Source organism: Burkholderia pyrrocinia (assembly GCF_003330765.1).
Lineage (GTDB): Bacteria > Pseudomonadota > Gammaproteobacteria > Burkholderiales > Burkholderiaceae > Burkholderia > Burkholderia pyrrocinia_B.
The window spans coordinates 2,513,845-2,531,376 of sequence record NZ_CP024903.1 but is presented as its reverse complement, the minus strand read 5'-3'; the positions used below and the strand labels follow the sequence as shown (position 1 = coordinate 2,531,376).

Here is a 17,532-nt window from a genome sequence, read left to right as displayed (position 1 = left end):
GCGGTCACGCCGCGTCGCCGCGCGAACCTTCTGCATGCGTGGTGCGCGTCTCGCGCATCACGCACAGCGTCGCGACGGTGACGAGGCCGAGCGCGACGAGGAACAGCGACACGGGCCACGACGCGTGATAGCGCGCGAGCAACGCGGTCGCGATCAGCGGCGACATTCCGCCCGCGAAGATCGACGCGACCTCGTGGCCGAGCGCGACGCCCGAGTAGCGCACCTCGGTGCTGAACAGCTCGCCGACGAGCGCGGGCAGCGTGCCGATCATCGCGCCGTGGCTGACGGCCGTGCCGATCGTGAGCGCGAGCCACACGAGCGGCGTCGCGCGCGTGTCGAGCAGCCAGAAGAACGGGAACGCGCATGCGACGAGGCTCAGCGCGCCGATCAGGTACACGGGCTTGCGGCCGATCCGGTCGGACAGCCGGCCCCACGCGAGCATCGCGCCCATCTCGACGATCATCGCGATCATCACGCCGGTCAGCATCACGCCGTTCGGGATCCCGACATACTTGCCGTAGACGAGCGAGAACGCGAGGAAGATGTACGCGCCGCCGTTCTCGGCCACGCGCAGCCCCATCGCGAGCAGGATTTCCTTCGGATGGCGGCGGATGCACTCGACGATCGGCAAATGCGTGTGCGCGCCGCGCTTGCCGGCCTGCTCGAAGTCGCGGCTTTCCGGCAGATGGCGGCGGATATAGATGCCGATCGCGAAGATGGCGATGCTCGCGAGGAACGGCAGCCGCCAGCCCCACGCGTGGAACGCGTCGTCCGGCAGCGCCTGCGCGGCGAGAAACGCGGCCGACGACAGCACGAAGCCGCCGCCCACGCCGAGCTGGCTCCAGGCCGCGTAGTAGCCGCGCTGTTCGGGCGGCGCGTTCTCGCTGATCATCAGCACGCCGCCGCCCCATTCGCCGCCGGACGCGACGCCCTGCAGCAGGCGCAGCACGACGAGGGCCGCCGGCGCCCACATGCCGACTTGCGCGTAGGTCGGCAGCAGGCCGATCGCGAAGGTCGACGCGCCCATGATCAGCAGCGTCCACACGAGCGACGCCTTGCGCCCGTAGCGGTCGCCGATGTGACCGAACACGATTCCGCCGAGCGGCCGCGCGACGAAGCCGAGCGCAAACGCCGCGAACGCGGCGAGGCTGCCCGCGAGCGGCGATGCGCCGGGCGGAAAGAACACGTGGCCGAACACGAGCGCCGCGGCCGTGCCATAGACGAAAAAGTCGTACCACTCCATCGCGTTGCCGGCGACGGAGGCGATGACGATCCGGCGAAGCTGCCGGTCGGCGAGCGGCCGGGCGGCGCTCGGGGATTGCACGGTGTCGGTCGGGTACATGGCGGACTCTGAAGGGGGAGGCGGGCGCGTGCCGTCTGTGCGGCACTGCGGGCTAGTGTTGTCGGCACCGCCTTCCCGGTCAAATCCGCAGAAAAAGGGGAGTGTCATCACTCCCGCAAATGATGGTCGCGGCGCTACGCCACGCTTTCCCGCAGCAGCGCGATCATCCGCTGCGCGAGCGGAGGCACGTATGCGCCTGCCCGGTGCATCGCACCGATGCGCCGGTCCAGTTCGAGTTCGCCGGCCCGCAGATCGAGCGCACGCAGCCCGGTCACCGGGTCGAGCGCATCGGTGCCGCCGACGCACAGCAGCGGCGTGCCGCGCAGCAACTGCAGCAGCGACGTGTTGCCGAAATCGGTCTCGACGCGCAGGCGCGGCGCCGGCAACCCGCGTGCGCGGAACGCGTCGTCGATCCGGTGCCGCACGGGAATCGTCGCTTCCGGCAACAGCCATTCCTGATCGGCGAGATCCGCGAGCGTGAGCGCGCGCTTGCGTTGCAGCGGGTGTGCCGAGTCGGCGAGCACGGTCAGCCGGTCGTCGAACAGCGCGATGGTGGCGAGCCCGGCGTCCGGCCGTTGCGGTTCGGGCGCGACGACGAGGTCGAGCTCGCCGGCCGCGAGCAGGTCGAGCAGTTCGCGCGCGAGCCGGCAGCGCAGCCGCAGCCGTGCAGCCGGCCGTTCGCGAATCAACTGCCGGCATGCGCCGAGCACGACCGCGTTAGGCACGGTCGGCGAGTAGCCGATCCGCACGAGGCCCTGCTCGCCGCCGCGGATCGCACGCATCTCCTGCATCGCATCGTCGAATTCGAGCGCGATCCGCTGCGCGCGGGCGACGAAGCGCGCGCCGGCCGGCGTCGGCGTCATCCCGTTCGCGGTGCGCTCGAACAGCGTCACGCCGACCTGCGCCTCCAGCCGCTGCACGGCCTTGGTCAGCGCGGGCTGTGACAGCCCCAGCGCCTCGGCGGCCTTGCCGATGCTGCCGTGCCGCTCCACGGCCAGCAGGTACTCCAGATCGCGCGTGTCCATCCGGGGGATTCCTGTCGGTTATGACTTTATATCCGTTGATGCATTGTAGTGATGCCTTGGCATCTTACAGACTGGCGGCACTGTTCGACCAGGAGAATCGCTTTGAGCTTCACCTACTTCCTGCGGCGCGCGGCCCGTTACTGGGGCAGCCAGCCCGCCGTGATCCACCGCGACCGCGCCGTCACATACCGCCAGCTCGACGAGCGTTCGACGCGGCTCGCGAATGCGCTGCGCGGCCTCGGCTTCGCACGCGGCGAGCGCATCGCCGTGCAGGCGCGCAACTGCATCGAACTCGTCGAGATCGAGTGCGCGCTGTACAAGGCCGGCCTCGTGAAGGCCGCGTTGAACCCGCGCTTCACGGCTGCCGAGGCTGCCGACGTCGTCGGCAACTGCACGCCCGTCGCGTTCATCGGCGGGCGCGGCTATACGGAATACACGCCCGATTCGCCGGGCTTCGGCATGGTCGAGCGGTTCGTGTCGCTCGATGGCGCGGTCGCCGGCTATCTCGACTACGAAGCGTTGCTCGCCCAGGGCGGCGACATGCCGCCCGACTACACGTCGGCACCCGATGATCTCGCGGTACTGCATTTCTCGTCCGGCTCGACTGGGCGGATCAAGGCTGCGATGCAGAGCTACGGCAACCGGCTCGCGTCGCTGCGCAAGATCGTGCAGGGGATGGACCGTCCCGCGCAGCCCGGCGACCGGCTCGCGCTGATCGGGCCGATCACGCACGCGTCCGGGATGCTGATGCAGCCGTACCTGTTCTGCGGCGCAACGCTCGTGCTGTTCGACGCGTTCGAGCCCGCGCATTTCCTCGCCGAAGTGGCGCGCCAGCGCATCACGCACACGTTCATGGTGCCGGCGATGGTCAACATGCTGCTGAACGAGCCCGATCTCGCGCAGGCCGACCTGCGCAGCCTGAAGGTGCTCGGCTACGGTGCGGCGCCGATGGCGCCGGCGCGCATCGAGGAGGCGTGGGCGCGCATCGGTCCCGTGCTGTCGCAAGGCTATGGCGCGAGCGAATCGACGTCGGGCGTCACGCGGCTCGGCATCGCCGATCACGCGCAGGCGCTGCTGCACGACCGCGGGCGGCTCGCGTCCTGCGGCCGGCCGCTCGGCGAGACCGAGGTGCGCGTGGTCGACGCTGACGGGTGCGAAGTCGAAGGCGACGCGATCGGCGAGATCGTGATTCGCGGTGCGGACGTCTTCCAGGGCTACTGGAACGCGCCGGAGCTGACGCGCGAGGTGCTGGTCGACGGCTGGCTGCACACGGGCGACCTCGCGCGCACCGATCGCGACGGCTTCGTCTATCTGGTCGACCGCAAGCACGACATGATCATCTCGGGCGGCTTCAACGTGTATCCGACCGAAGTCGAAGCGGTGCTCTACCGGCATGAAGGCGTGCTCGAGGCATGCGTCGTCGGCGTGCCCGACGACAAGTGGGGCGAGGCCGTGAAGGCCGTCGTCGTGCTGCGTTCCGGCCGCAGCGCGCAGGCGGCCGATCTCGTCGCGCATTGCCGCGCGCTGCTCGCCGACTACAAGCTGCCGCGCACCATCGATTTCGTCGCGGAACTGCCGAAGAACGCGAGCGGCAAGATCGCCCGCAAGCTCGTGCGCGAGCAGTACTGGCGCGGTGTCGCGCGCCGCGTCAACTGAAGGAGCCTGTCATGTTCGATCATCTGCAACGCCCCGAATTCGTCGCGCTGCGCGCGGCCGTGCTGCGCTTCGTCGACGACGAACTGCGCCCGATCGAGCGCGAGCTGCGGCTCGGTTCCGAAGATGCGTGGCCGCGCGACGTGCTGCGTCGGGTGTGGCAACGCTCGGCCGCACTCGGCTTCTATACCGCCAGCCTGCCGGTCGAGATGGGCGGCCAGGGGCTGTCGATCGTCGAAGTGTGTGCGCTGAAGGCGGATCTGGCCGCATCGGGCGCGGCACTCGCGCCGCACGTGCTCGGTGAACTCGGCGGGCCGCCGCGCATCGGCAACATGCTGAAGTACGCGACGCCCGCGCAGCTCGAACGCTATTTCAAGCCGGTGATGCGCGGCGAGAAATCGACGTGCTTCGCGCTGACCGAACCGCACTCGGGTTCGGATGCGATGAGCATTCGCACCACGGCGGTCGAGGTCGGCGACTCGTTCATCATCAACGGCACGAAGCACTACATCAGCGGCGCGCCGTTCGCCGATTTCGCGATCGTGATGTGCGTGACCGATGCGTCCGCGACGCCGCCGCAGATCACGGCAGTGCTGGTCGATCTCGACCTGCCCGGCGTGAGCGTCGAACACGAGTATGTGCCGATGTCCGGCCAGCATATCGACGCGGACATTCGCTTCGTCGACGTGCGTGTGCCGCGCGAGAACGTGTTCGGCGGGGTCGGCAACGGCTTCAGGCTCGGCATGTCGCGCATCAACGTGAACCGGCTGCTGCATTGCCCGACGATGCTCGGCCTCGCGATGTCCGCGTACCGCGCGTCGCTCGACCATGCGCGCACGCGCCGGCAGTTCGGCGGCCCGATCGCGCGTTTCCAGGCGATCCAGCACATGCTTGCCGACATGGCCGCCGCGCTGTGGGCATGCGAAAGCATGATCGCGCACACGGCCGCGCTCGCCGACGCAGGCGCCGACCTGCGGATGACGGCGTCCGCGTGCAAGCTGTATGTGTCCGAGCGCTGCTTCGAGGTCGCGGACAAGGCGGTGCAGATCCACGGCAATGTCGGCGTGACGCGCGGCCACCCGGTCGAGCAGACGTTTCGCAAGCTGCGGATGTTCCGGATCCTGACCGGCACGAGCGAGATCCAGCGCAACGCGATCGCGAAGGCGATTCTCGATCCGGCCGGCGCGGGGCGCGACGCATGACGGCGCGCGACGATGCACGCGGCGCGTGCGGCGCCTGGCCGGATGGCGACGACCAGGCGCCGGCGTGGTCGTGCCTGCGCGGCGTGCGGATCGTCGATGCCGGCCAACTGCTGCCCGGGCCGCATGCCTGCGCGCTGCTGCGCCAGCTCGGCGCCGACGTGATCAAGGTCGAGCCGCCCGGCGGCGACGCGTTGCGGCGGTTCGGCGACGACACGTTCGCACAGTTCAACCGCGGCAAGCGCTCGATCGTGCTCGACCTGAAGACACCCGATGGCCGCGCGCACTTTCTCGATCTCGTGCGCGATGCCGATGCGGTGGTCGAAGGCAACCGGCCCGGCGTGATGACGCGGCTCGGGCTCGATTACGACACGCTTGCCCGTGCGAACCCGCGCGTCGTGCTGTGCTCGATCACCGGCTACGGGCAGGACGGCCCGTATGCGAACCGTCCCGGCCACGACCTGAATTTTCTTGCCGATGCCGGTTACTGGTCGGTGCCCGCGCAACTGCATGACACCGTCGCGCGGCCGCGCGTACGGCTCGCCGATCATGCGGCCGCGCTGCATGCGGCGCTCGCGCTCGCCGTCGCGGTGATGAGCGCACGCGCGAACGGGCTCGGCCAGCATCTCGACGTGTCGATCCACGACGCGATTTTTGCGTGGACCGCGCCAGCCGCGTGGGCGCTGCGCACGGGCCGCGATACGCCGAACACCGCGCGCTGGGTGATGCCCGACAACGACCTGTTCGAGACCGCCGACGGGCGGCACATCGTGCTCGCGACGCTCGAGGACAAGTTTTGGGCGACGCTTGCCGATGCGCTCGGCGACGCGTATCCGGCGCTGCGCGAACCGCGCTTCGCGCAGCGCGCAGGCCGGCAGCAACATCGGCACGCACTCGGTGCGTTGTTGCGCGCGACCTTCGCAACGCGCACGCAGGAAGACTGGATGCGCGTGCTCGGCGCGCTCGGGCTGCCCTTGTCGCCGGTGCCCGACGCCGGCGCGGTGTTCGACGATCCGCACGTGCGTGCACGCGGCGTCGTGCGCGAGGTGGCGGCCGACCGCACGCTCGCGGTGCGCTTCCCGGTGAAATTCTCGCTCGGCCTGCCGGACGGCGACGACCGCGTGCCGGCACCCGGCGAGCACGGCGGCGGCTAGCGCGACGCACCCGGCCGCCCACGATAACGAAACAGGAGACAGCCATGACGAATGGTGCGCAGTACCGCCCCGGACGGGCGTGGTCCATCGCGACGATGCTCGCGCTGATGATGCTGGTGAATTTTCTCGACAAGGTCGTGCTCGGCCTCGTGTCGGTGCCGATGATGCGCGACCTGCATCTGAGCCCGACGCAGTTCGGCGTGATCGGCGGCAGCCTCAACTGGCTGTTCGCGGTCGCGGCGGTCGCGGGCGGTATCGCCGCAAACCGCTGGCCCGCGAAATGGCTGCTGTTCGCGATGGCGGCCGCGTGGGCATTGCTGCAACTGCCGATGCTCGCCGCGAGCTCGATCTGGGTCGTCATCGCATGCCGCGTGCTGCTCGGCATCGGCGAAGGGCCTGCGTCGCCGGTCGCCACGCATGCGATCTACAAGTGGTTTCCCGATACGCGGCGCAATCTCCCCGTCGCGCTGCTGCATCAGGGCAGCGCGCTCGGCCTGCTGATCGCGGGGCTCGCGATTCCGGTCATCACGACGCACTGGGGCTGGCGCGCGAATTTCGCGGTACTGGCACTGCTCGGAGTCGTGTGGTGCATTGCATGGGCGGTAGTCGGCGAGGAGGGCACGCTGTCGCGCGGCCCGCGCGCGACCGGTGGCGAACGCGTGCCGTACGGGCGGCTGCTGACCGACCGCACGGTGCTCGGCAACTTCCTCGGCCATTTCGCGGCGAACTGGATTCTCGCGATGACGCTCACGTGGATGCCGACCTACCTGCAACTCGGGCTCGGCTTCGGGCCGCACGAGGCCGGGCGCATGTTCGCGCTGTTCGTCGCGGTCACGTCGCCGCTCAGTCTCGCGCTCGCGTGGCTGTCGCAGACGCTGCTCGCGCGCGGCATGCCGTCGCGCCACGGGCGCGGCACGTTTGTCGCGGTCACGCTTGCGGTCGCCGGCGCGATGCTGGCCGTGCTGCCGGTGCCGGAGGTGCCGAGCGCGGCGAAGCTCGTGCTGCTGACGCTCGGCAGCGGCTTGACGCTGACGATGTACTCGATCGGTCCCGCGATGCTCGCCGAGGTGACGCCGGATACCCAGCGCGGCGGCGTGCTCGCGCTCAGCAACGGCTTCGCATCGCTCGCAGGCCTGGGTGCGCCGGTCGTCACGGGGATGCTGATCGAGGCGGCCGGCGCGTCGGTCGCGCGCGGCTTCGAACAGGCGAGCGTCGTGTGCGGCGTCGTGCTGATCGCATGCGGCGTGCTCGGCGCATGGTGCCTCGATCCGCAGCGCTCGCTGCGGCGCCTCGCCGGCGAACCGGAGCGTGCCGTGCCGCCGGTCGGCGCGTGCGGCCGCTAGCACCGCGCATCGCATTCGGCGCGCGGCCCGAGTGTCGGGTGGCGGCGCCTTTCGACGGTAGGCAGTACAACGATACGCCGCGCAACGACGCGGCAGGAGGAGACATGAAGAAGATGATCGCGGCGGCGCTGGTGGGCGCGCTGTGCGGGAGTGCGCACGCGCAGTCGAGCGTGACGCTGTTCGGCCGGATTGGCGGTGGCGTGCGCTGGGTCAACGGGCTGCCGGGCGGCAGCCAGGTCGGCTTCAACAACAACATCATCGCGGGCAACGAGTTCGGCATTCGCGGCAAGGAGGATCTCGGCGGCGGGCTGAAGGCACTGTTCGTGCTCGACGGCGCGTTCAACAGCGGCACCGGCGCGTTGAAGACGTCCGGAACGCTGTTCTCGCAGGCCGCGTATGTCGGCCTGACCGGCGATTTCGGTCGCTTGACGCTCGGCCGCCAGTTCAACGTCGCGGAGGATCTCGGCATCGCGCTCGATCCGCTCGGCGGGCGCGGGCAGTCGCTCGCCGTCGAACCGGGCGTGCTGTTCGACGGCAACTTCTTCACGCTCGACTCGCGCTTCAACAACATGATCAAGTATCTCGGGCAGGCGGGCGGCTTGCGGTTCGGCGCGAACTATTCGCCCGGCGGCGTCGCGGGCAGCACGCATGCGGGCACCAGCTATTCGGCCGCCGCGATGTACACGTTTTCAGACTTGATGGGCGGCGTGTCGTACGCGAAGACCTACAGCCCGGACGGCTCGCAGTCGGCGCAGACGATCCAGGCGGGCGGTACGCTGCAGCTCGGCCGCGCGCGCTTCTACCTGAGCTATGCGTCGCTGAACGTGACCGCGAGCAAGGCCGGTGCGCCGTCGCGGCGCGACGATATCCCGTCGTTCGGTGTCGTCGTGCAGCCGCTGCCGTCGGTGCAGTTGAGCGCGGCCGCGTTTTACGACCGCGCGCGCAATCTCGGCAACGTGTCGGACGCAGACGGCCACAAGCTGACGACCTATGCGATCGCCGAGTACTTCCTGTCGAAGCGCACCGAGCTGTATGTCGAGGTCGATCGCAACGGGATGACCGGCGCGTACATGCGCGACCCCACGACGATCGCGGCGCTGAACATGCGGCGCGGCGCGAGCGCGACGACCGGTGTGTCGATCGGCCTGATGACGCAGTTCTGAGGTTTTGTTCAACGATTTTTCAGGAGTGCGATTCGATCATGCGTATTTCATGCCAACTTGCCGCGGGGCTGCTGATGGCTGCCTGCTGGACCGTCGCCGCGCACGCGCAATCCGACGCCGCGAGCGCGGTGGTTCGATCCTCGGCGGCCGCGCAAGAATCCGTGCAGGCGTCTACGTCAGCCAGCCTGTCGCCTGCGCAACGCAAGGCGGCCGACCGCAAGCTGAAACGGCGCGTCAGCACCACGCTCGCGCGCACGAAAAACCTGAACGTGACGCGCATCCTCGTGCGCGTGCGCGACGGCAGCGTGACGCTGGCCGGCTCGGTCACGGATACCAACCAGGCGAATCTCGCGGCTGCGGTCGCGCGGCGCGTCGACGGTGTCGCGTCGGTGGCGAACCTGTTGCGAATCGACGGCCAGCAACCCTGATGTCCGGGCGCATCGCCCGTTCACTTTCCACTAAGAGGCATGACTCGATGCGATTCGATCGATGCTTTACTACTACCCGGCGCACCGGCCGGATTGCCGGCACCTTCGTGCTGGCCGGCGGGCTCGCGTTCGCCGCGACTGCGCCCGCCGCAACCGACGCCGCCACGCCGGGCGTGATGCAGAGCTTTCCGCCGCCGGCCGACCAGGTCGTCAACAAGGCGAACGCGTTCACGCCTGCGCGCCTGCGCTGGGCGTTGGGCAACACGCGGCTGCTCGCGCCGACGGCCGGCATCCGGCACGCGGCCGCGCCGATGCCGCTCCCCGAGCGCCCGGCGCCCGGTCTCGACACGCTGCCCGTGACAATCGGCGGCGAGACGCTGACGCTCGACGCGTATCTGCGCGCGACCCATACCGACGGCTTCATCGTCGTGCAGCGCGGCCGGATCGTCTACGAGCGGTATTTCGACGGCTTCCGGCCCGACCAGCCGCACGCATGGGCGTCGATGACGAAATCGGTGACGGGCCTGCTGGCTGCACAGATGATCGAATCGGGCGTGCTCGATGCAGGCGCGCCGCTGTTGCGCGCGGTGCCGGAACTGGCCGACACGCCGTTCGGCAGCGCGACGCTGCAACAGAACCTGGACATGGAAGTGCCCACCGCGTACGCGCCGGGCATACCGCCCGATCTCGGCTTGTTCGGCGCCGTCGGGCTGGTGCCGCACCGCGAAGGCGCGCCGGCCAGCATCGTCGATTTCCTGCTGACCGTGCAACGCGTGCCGGACGTGGCGCCGGGCAGCGCGTGGTTCTACCAGAACGGTTCGCCGGAAGCCGTCGCGTGGGCGATGCAGCGCGCGACGGGGCAGTCGTGGAGCGCGCTGGTCGAGCGGTGGCTGTGGCGCGATTTCGCGGAAGACGATGCGTACGTCGCGGTGGATCGCAACGCGATGGCGATGGCGAGCGGCGGGCTGTACACGACGCTGCGCGATGCCGCGCGCTTCGCGGAACGCGTGCGCACCGGGCTTGGCGGCGCGCCGGGCACGCTGCCAGCCGCGACGATTCGCGCGGCGTTGCAGCCTGCGCACAACGCGGCGCTGTTCGCGAAGGGCAACGTGATCCCCGGCAAGGACGGCTATGCGTATCGCGACTACTGGTACCAGGTGAACGACGGCGACGGATCGTTCGCGGCGGCGGGGCGGTTCGGCCAGTCGATCCTGGTCGAACCGAAGACCGCGTTGACGATCGTCAAGTTTTCGTCGTCGCCGGACTTCGCGCCGCGCGCGCTCGATGCACAGGGCGAAGCGTCGCGGCCGCGCGCGGCGCTCGAACGCGGCGATGCGCTGAGCACCGTGGCGCGCGCGGTCGCGGATCGGCTGCGGTAGCGCGCCCACGCGCCCGCGTGGTTACCGCTCGATCTGCCGGTTCCAGCGCGTATCCCACTGCGCGCGGCGCGCGTTGATCGCGGCCCAGTCGACCACCGTCACCTTGCGCACGAGATCGTCGACATTGCCGAGGCTCTGCTGCATCGCGGCCGGCATTTTCGCACCGCGGTTGGTCGGGATCTGCTTGCCGGCCTCGGCAGCCTTCGTCTGCGCGGGCGCGGACAGCAGGAACTGCGCGAGCTTCTGCGCGAGTTGCGGATCGGGATTGTTCGCGACGACGCACAGGTCGACGAGCAGCAGCACCGGGCCTTCCTTCGGGTTCGCGTACGCGACGGGAATGCCCTTGTCCTGCAGGTCGCCGACGCCCGTCGGCGTGAGCGGGAACAGGCCGGCTTCGCCGGTCTGCACCATCTCGGAGATCTTCGCCGAGTTCGGGATGTACTCGACGACGTTCGGCCCGACCGTGCTCGCCCACTTGCTGAAGCCGGGCTCGACGTTCTGCTCGCTGCCGCCGAGCAGCCGGTTGATCGCGAGGAAGCCGTGCAACCCGAACGTGCTGCTCGACGCCGACTGGAACACGACCTTGCCCTTGTATTTCGGATCGGCGAAATCCATCCACGACGTCGGCGGCGCCCAGCCCTTGTCCGCGAACAGCTTCTTGTTGTACGCGATGCCGGTCATCCCGAGCTGCACGCCCGCGCCGACGTCGTCCTTCATCCGCGCGAACGGGTACAGCTCCTTCAGCACCGGCGAATCGTCGAGCTTCTGGCACACGCCGAGGCTGACCGCGCGCGCCATCACGCCGTCGTCGAGGAACGCGACGTGGATCTGCGGCTTGTTGCGGTTCGCGAGCAGTTTCGCGAGCACGTCCGACGACGTGCCGGGCACGACGACGACCTTCACGTTGTTCGCCTTCTCGAAGTCGGGCAGCACCTGGCTCGTATAGGCCTTTTCCATCGGCCCGCCGTTCATGCCGACGTAGATCGTCTTCGTTTGCGCGAACGCGGGCACGCTGGCGCCTGCGATGCAGAGGGCGGCGGCCGCCGCGATCGTTCCGTGCAGTTTCATCTTTGGGTCTCCTCGTGGGGAAGTGGGACGGTCGGCTCAGACTGCGGTGCGAAGCGGCCGATCGAGAATGCATCGAGTGGCGTGGCGGTTTCGCCGGTCGTGACGAGATCGGCGAGCACGTCACCGACGCCCGGCGCGAGCAGGAAGCCGCCACCGGAAAAACCGAATGCATGCAGCAGGTGCGGTGTCGTGCGGCTCTGGCCGATGATCGGGTTGTGGTCGGGCGTGCAGCCTTCGACGCCGCTCCACGTGCGGATCAGCAGCGCGTCGCGCAGCGCGGGCAGCAGCGCGCACGCGTCGCGCATCACCGCGCGCGTCGTATCGACCGACGGCTGGCCGAACTCGCCGTCGCCGCGGCCGCGCCCGCCGCCGATCACGCAGTTGCCGCGCGCGACCTGCCGCGCGTACACGCCGCCGCCGTACACGCCGAGGTTGTGCGCGATGACCGGCGGCAGCGGTTCGGTGACCCACATGTTCGGGTAGATCGGCTCCATCGGCACGGCTTCGCCGAAACGTCCGGCGATCGTGTTCGCCCACGCGCCGGCCGAATTGATCAGCCATGTCGCGGTGCTCGCGCGGCCGCCCGCCTTGACGTGGAAACGCGTGCCGTCGTACCGGACGTCGTCGACAGGCGTGTGCTCGAACACGTCCGCGCCCGCCGCGCGGGCCGCGCGTGCGAACGCGGGCGACACGAGGCGCGGGTTCGCATGGCCGTCGGTTTCGCACAGCGAGCCGCCGAGCGCCGCGCGGCCGAGCCACGGATAGCGGCGGCGGAACGCATCGCCGCGCATCACCTGCAGCGGCAAGCCGTGTTCGGCGGCGAGCGTCGCGTACGCGTCGAGTGCGTCGAGATCGGCGTCGCTGCGCGCGAGCCGCAAGTGGCCCGACACGACGAATTCGCCGTCGATGCCGATCAGCCCGGGCAGGTTGTCCCAGATGCGCCGCGCGCGCAGCGCGAGCGGCAATTGCTCGGCGGGGCGGCCCTGACAGCGCACGCCGCCGTAGTTCACGCCGCTTGCCTGCGCGCCGCAGTCGCGCCGCTCGAACAGCCCGACGCGCAGCCTGCGTTGCGTCAGCGCGAGCGCAGCCGACGCGCCGACGAGGCCGCCGCCGACGATCGCGACGTCGTAATGCCGGATCTCACTCATCGCGCGCCTCGTCGGGAATCGCCGCGACGTCGTCGCCGCCGAGCGCGGCGGAGATCGGGAACGGCTTCACGGGCGGTTGCGCGCGCAACCGCCCGACGTCGGCGAGCGGGCGGCCGGTTTCGGCGGCCAGCACGAGCGCGGCCGCGTCGCCGCACATGCGGCCCTGGCAGCGGCCCATCCCGACGCGCGTGAGCGCCTTCAGCCGGTTGAGTTCGGTCGCTGCGCCGCCGCGGATGCAGCGCCGCAGCGTGCCCGCGTCGATCTCCTCGCAGCGGCACACGATCGTGTCGTCGGGGCAGCGCGCGGCCAGCCCGGCCGGCGGCGCGAACGCCGCTTCGAGGCCCGCGCGGAACGCGCCGATGCGCGCGAGCGTGCGATCGAGCCGCGCCGCATCGGGTTTGCCGGGCGGCGATGGCGACGCGATGCCGGCATCGTCGAGCAACGCGAGCGCCGCGCGCCGGCCCGATGCCTCGGCCGCGTCGGCGCCCGCGATGCCCGCGCCGTCGCCCGCGACGTAAATACCGCGCACCGACGTGCGGCCGGCCGCGTCGCGCTCGGGCAGCCACGCGCGATTGACCGGATCGAAACCGAACCGGCAGCCGGCGAGATCGGCGAGCTGCGTTTCCGAACGCAGGCCGAAGCCGAGGCCGAGCGCATCGCAGTCGAGCCGGCGCGGCTGCGTATCGTCGCCAGCGGCACGCCACGCAAGCCCCGTCACATGCTGTTCGCCGAGCACGCGTTCGAGCGAGACACCCGTCTCGATTGCGACGCCACGCGCGCGCAGCCAGCCGATGTAGTAGAGCCCCTTCGCGAAGGTCGACGGCATGCGCAGCAGCGCGGGCGCGGCGGCGGCCTGGCGGCGCAGCGGGCTCGTATCGAGCACGGCCGCGACCTGTGCACCGGCCTTCGCATATTGGTACGCGACGAGGTAAAGCAGCGGCCCCGTGCCCGCGAACACGATGCGCCGGCCGATCGCGCAGCCCTGCGCCTTCAATGCGACCTGCGCGCCGCCGAGCGTATAAACGCCCGCGAGCGTCCAGCCCGGCACGGGCAGCATGCGATCGGTCGCGCCGCTCGCGACGATCAGGTGCGAGTACGGCACGGTCACTTCGTGGCCGTCCTGCAGCGTATCGATGCGGCCCGCGCCGCACGCCCACGCGAGCGTGCCCGGCCGGTAGTCGACGTGCGGCAGCAGCGCGGCCATCGTCCGGTGCACGGCGTCGGCTTTCGCGGTCTCGAAGCCGTACAGCGCACGCTTGCCGCGCGCGAAAGCGCCGTCGGCGGGCGGTTGCCGGTAAATCTGCCCGCCCCAGCGCGCGTTCTCGTCGATCACGACGGGGCGCAGCCCCGCGTCGACCAGCGCCTCGGCCGCGCGCACGCCGGCCGGCCCCGCGCCGACGATCACCGGTTGCAGTGCGTCGTTCATTGCGCGCCTCCGTCCGGTGTGGGCTGCGCGCCGGTCACGATCCGCATGCCTTCGGCGATCGGCGTCGAGCACGCACGCATGCGCGCGCCGGCCTCGGTGCGCACCCAGCAATCCTGGCACGCGCCGATCAGGCAGAAACCCGCGCGCGGCTGGCCGCTGAATTCGCTCGTGCGCACGCGGCGCTGCGCGACGAGGATCGCGGTGAGGACGGTGTCGCCGGCGAGCGCCTGCGCGGGGTGGCCGTCGAGCGTGAACGCGATGGCGGCGCGCTCGCGCTCGGCGACGCGCACGAACTGCGCGCCGTCGGCTGCCGTACCGGTGGAACGGGAAACGGGAGTCGTCATCAGTGTTGGCCGATCAGGATGCGGTTCAGGCCGTACACGCGATCGAGCAGCAGCATCGCGCCGGCGGTGATGAAGATGACGAGCGCCGACACCGACGCCATCATCGGGTCGATCGATTCGGTCGCGTACATGTACATGCGCACGGGCAGCGTGACCGTTTGCGGCGACGTGACGAAGATCGACATCGTCAGTTCATCGAAACTGTTGATGAACGCGAGCAGCCAGCCGCCCGTGATGCCGGGCACGATCATCGGCAGCGTGATGCGGCGGAACGTCGTCCACGGGTCCGCGCCGAGCGAGCACGCGGCCTGCTCGATGCTGCGGTCGAGGCCCGCGACGGACGCGAGCACGAGCCGCATCACGAACGGCGTGATGACGATCATGTGCGCGAGCACGAGCCACGCGAACGAGCCGGTCGCGCCGATCAGCGCAAAGAAGCGCAGCAGCGCGATGCCGAGCACGAGGCCGGGGATCACGAGCGGCGACAGCAGCAGGCCGTTCAGGAACGCGCGGCCGGGAAACGCCGCGCGGCCGATGGCGAGGCCGGCCGGCAATGCGATCGCGAGCGACAGCGTGGCCGATGCGAACGCGAGCTTCACGCTGTTGAAGAACGCGGTGACGAAGTCGGGATAGTCGAGGATCGCGCGGAACCAGCGCAGCGACAGCCCGTGCGTCGGCAGCGTCAGCGTTTCGTCGGGCGTGAACGCGACGAGCACGACGATCGCGAGCGGCGCGAGCACGAACAGGATCACGAGCGTATGGAATGCGAGGGCGAAGGGGCCGTTCTTTCTCATCGGGATGCGCCTCCGAGGCTGCGCGCGTAGCGGCGTTCGAGCACGCGGTAGTAGGTGAGCATCACGACGAGGTTCGCGACCAGCAGCAGCACCGCGATCGTCGCGCCGAGCGGCCAGTTCAGCGAGCCGAGGAATTCGTCGTACACGGCCGTGGCCGCGACCTTCAGCCGGCGTCCGCCGAGCAGGCCGGGAATCGCGAACGCGCTCGCCGACAGCCCGAACACCATCAGGCTGCCCGACAGCACGCCCGGCATGAGCTGCGGCACCACGATGCGGCGCAGCGTCGTGAACGGCGATGCGCCGAGCGACAGTGCCGCGTGCTCGGTCTGCGGATCGAGCCGTTGCAGCGCGGTCCATACGGGGATCACCATGAACGGCAGCATCACGTGCACCAGCGCGATCACGATCGCGAAGGTCGTGTATTCGAGCTTGTAGGGCCCGAGGCCGACGAGCCCGAATGCCTGGTTCACGAGCCCGCTCGTGTTCAGCAGCATGCTCCAGCCGAACGCGCGCACGACGACCGACACGAGCAGCGGCGCGAGGATCGCAAGCAGGAACAGCGAGCGCCACGGGTCGCGCATTTTCGACAGCACGTACGCTTCCGGCGTGCCGATCGCGACGCAGATCGCGGTCGTCAGCGCGGCGATCCCGAACGTGCGCGCGAAGATCGTGTGGAAGTACGACGAGCCGAGCACTTCCGTGTAGTTGCCGAACTGGAGCGCGGCGATCGGCCCCGTGGCCGGGTCGAAGCGGTAGAACGTCAGCGCGAACGTCATCGCGAGCGGCACGAGCACGAGCGCGGCGAACAGCGCGAACGCGGGCGCGCACATCAGCCACAGCGGCGCATGCGCGCGCCACGTCGCGCGTCGCACGGGTCCGGTGGCGGCGCGTGCCGGCATGGCGTCGGGCGCGGCCGGCCGCGCGAGGCCGGCCGTCGTGCCGTCGGTGGGCAGCGGGCGGGAAGGCTGTCGCATTCAGGCCTCCCGGCGCATCACGCGCACCGCGTCGCTGTGCCAGTCGATGCCGACCGGCGCGCCTTCGGCGAGGGGCTCCGCGCCTTCGTTCTGGCAGCACACCAGCACTTCGCCGAGCGCGCTGTCGACGCGGTACAGCCACTGGCTGCCGAGGAAGAAGCGGCTCGTGACGGTCGCGGCGAAGCGGCCCGCATCGGGTGCGCACAGCCGCAGCTTCTCGGGACGGATGCAGACCGACACGGCATCGCCGACGCGCACGTCGCGCTCGCGCGGCGGCAGGTGGGCAGTGCGTCCCGTTTCGGCGAGATCGTGCCCGAGGTCGATGCGGATCGCGTCGCCGTCGTGCGCGACGATCGTGCCGGGCAGCAGGTTCGCCTTGCCGATGAACTGCGACACGAACCGGGTTTCCGGGCGCTCGTACGCGCGGTACGGCGTGTCGGTCTGCGTGATGCGGCCGGCTTCCATCACGACCACGCGGTCGCTGATCGACAGCGCTTCCGATTGATCGTGCGTGACCATGATCGTCGTCGTGCCGATCTTGCGCTGGATCGCGCGCAGTTCGAACTGCATGTCCTCGCGCAGCTTCGCGTCGAGGTTCGACATCGGTTCGTCGAGCAGCAGCACCGGCGGCTCGATCACGACCGCGCGCGCGATCGCGACGCGCTGTCGCTGGCCGCCCGACAGCTCGCGCGGAAAGCGGTGCGCGAGCGAATCGAGGCGCACCAGCGCGAGTGCCGCGCGGATGCGCTCGGCGCGTTCGGCCTTGTCGACGCCGCGCATGTCGAGGCCGAAGCCGACGTTCTCCGCGACGCTCATGTGCGGAAACAGCGCATAGCTCTGGAACACGATGCCGAGCCCGCGGCGGTTCGGCTTCAGGTGCGTGATGTCCTGTCCGTCGAGCGCGATGCGGCCGCGCGTGACGTCGACGAAGCCGGCGATCATCTGCAGCGTCGTGGTCTTGCCGCAACCCGACGGCCCGAGCAGCGACACGAACTCGCCTTGTTCGACCGACAGGTTGACGTCGGCGACGGCGGTGAGCTCGCCGAAGGTTTTCGTCAGATCCGTAAGCGTGAGAAACGACATGAGGCACTC

The 17,532-nt window shown here is 70.0% G+C and carries 16 protein-coding genes; 7 read left to right on the top strand and 9 right to left on the bottom strand.

Translation table 11 applies throughout. From position 1 onward, the window contains the following. Positions 1–4: 4 nt before the first annotated feature. Together CUJ89_RS29120 and CUJ89_RS29115 are read right to left on the bottom strand one after the other, a co-directional pair. Complete coding sequence (locus CUJ89_RS29120; protein ID WP_114180743.1) at positions 5–1,342, bottom strand: MFS transporter; 1,338 nt, start codon at positions 1,340–1,342, stop codon at positions 5–7. A 134-nt stretch (positions 1,343–1,476) separates the two neighbouring features. Next, positions 1,477–2,367, bottom strand: coding sequence for a LysR family transcriptional regulator (locus tag CUJ89_RS29115; protein WP_114180742.1), 891 nt, complete (start codon positions 2,365–2,367; stop codon positions 1,477–1,479). Positions 2,368–2,469: 102 nt separating this feature from the next. On the opposite strand from CUJ89_RS29115, the gene CUJ89_RS29110 reads away from it, so the two are divergent. From CUJ89_RS29110 to CUJ89_RS29080, 7 genes are all read left to right on the top strand, one after another. Next, positions 2,470–4,023: an AMP-binding protein gene (locus CUJ89_RS29110; RefSeq protein WP_114180741.1), complete on the top strand. Its 1,554-nt coding sequence runs from the start codon at positions 2,470–2,472 to the stop codon at positions 4,021–4,023. Between the two features lie 11 nt (positions 4,024–4,034). Continuing rightward, the gene (locus CUJ89_RS29105; RefSeq protein WP_114180740.1) at positions 4,035–5,222 is read left to right on the top strand and encodes an acyl-CoA dehydrogenase family protein; all 1,188 of its coding nucleotides are present in this window, start codon (positions 4,035–4,037) and stop codon (positions 5,220–5,222) included. After that, positions 5,219–6,373, top strand: a complete 1,155-nt coding sequence (locus CUJ89_RS29100; protein WP_114180739.1) for a CaiB/BaiF CoA transferase family protein — start codon at positions 5,219–5,221, stop codon at positions 6,371–6,373. Before CUJ89_RS29105 ends, CUJ89_RS29100 begins: the two co-directional genes overlap by 4 nt. A 44-nt stretch (positions 6,374–6,417) precedes the next feature. Next, on the top strand, positions 6,418–7,716 hold the full coding sequence (locus CUJ89_RS29095; protein WP_114180738.1) for an MFS transporter: 1,299 nt from the start codon (positions 6,418–6,420) through the stop codon (positions 7,714–7,716). 104 nt (positions 7,717–7,820) lie between these two features. Next, the gene (locus CUJ89_RS29090) at positions 7,821–8,879 is read left to right on the top strand and encodes a porin (protein WP_114181615.1); all 1,059 of its coding nucleotides are present in this window, start codon (positions 7,821–7,823) and stop codon (positions 8,877–8,879) included. 38 nt (positions 8,880–8,917) lie between these two features. Then, positions 8,918–9,307: a BON domain-containing protein gene (locus CUJ89_RS29085; RefSeq protein WP_114180737.1), complete on the top strand. Its 390-nt coding sequence runs from the start codon at positions 8,918–8,920 to the stop codon at positions 9,305–9,307. A 47-nt stretch (positions 9,308–9,354) separates the two neighbouring features. Then, positions 9,355–10,686, top strand: coding sequence for a serine hydrolase domain-containing protein (locus tag CUJ89_RS29080; protein ID WP_114180736.1), 1,332 nt, complete (start codon positions 9,355–9,357; stop codon positions 10,684–10,686). Positions 10,687–10,707: 21 nt separating this feature from the next. Here the strand turns inward: CUJ89_RS29080 and CUJ89_RS29075 are convergent, their stop codons facing one another. From CUJ89_RS29075 to CUJ89_RS29045, 7 genes are read right to left on the bottom strand one after another with little or no spacing between them, the layout of a single operon-like run. After that, positions 10,708–11,754: an ABC transporter substrate-binding protein gene (locus CUJ89_RS29075; RefSeq protein WP_114180735.1), complete on the bottom strand. Its 1,047-nt coding sequence runs from the start codon at positions 11,752–11,754 to the stop codon at positions 10,708–10,710. After that, complete coding sequence (locus CUJ89_RS29070; protein ID WP_114180734.1) at positions 11,751–12,902, bottom strand: NAD(P)/FAD-dependent oxidoreductase; 1,152 nt, start codon at positions 12,900–12,902, stop codon at positions 11,751–11,753. Before CUJ89_RS29070 ends, CUJ89_RS29075 begins: the two co-directional genes overlap by 4 nt. Continuing rightward, on the bottom strand, positions 12,895–14,328 hold the full coding sequence (locus CUJ89_RS29065) for an NAD(P)/FAD-dependent oxidoreductase (protein WP_114180733.1): 1,434 nt from the start codon (positions 14,326–14,328) through the stop codon (positions 12,895–12,897). The genes CUJ89_RS29070 and CUJ89_RS29065 overlap by 8 nt, the downstream gene beginning before the upstream one ends. Further along, positions 14,325–14,672, bottom strand: coding sequence for a (2Fe-2S)-binding protein (locus tag CUJ89_RS29060; protein ID WP_114180732.1), 348 nt, complete (start codon positions 14,670–14,672; stop codon positions 14,325–14,327). The genes CUJ89_RS29065 and CUJ89_RS29060 overlap by 4 nt, the downstream gene beginning before the upstream one ends. Beyond that, positions 14,672–15,466, bottom strand: a complete 795-nt coding sequence (locus tag CUJ89_RS29055; RefSeq protein WP_048245245.1) for an ABC transporter permease — start codon at positions 15,464–15,466, stop codon at positions 14,672–14,674. The genes CUJ89_RS29060 and CUJ89_RS29055 overlap by 1 nt, the downstream gene beginning before the upstream one ends. Then, positions 15,463–16,440 (bottom strand): ABC transporter permease, encoded by a 978-nt coding sequence (locus tag CUJ89_RS29050; RefSeq protein ID WP_114180731.1) that lies wholly within the window; start codon positions 16,438–16,440, stop codon positions 15,463–15,465. Before CUJ89_RS29050 ends, CUJ89_RS29055 begins: the two co-directional genes overlap by 4 nt. Then, positions 16,441–17,523: an ABC transporter ATP-binding protein gene (locus tag CUJ89_RS29045; protein WP_114180730.1), complete on the bottom strand. Its 1,083-nt coding sequence runs from the start codon at positions 17,521–17,523 to the stop codon at positions 16,441–16,443. It abuts the gene before it with no gap. Positions 17,524–17,532 lie beyond the last annotated feature (9 nt).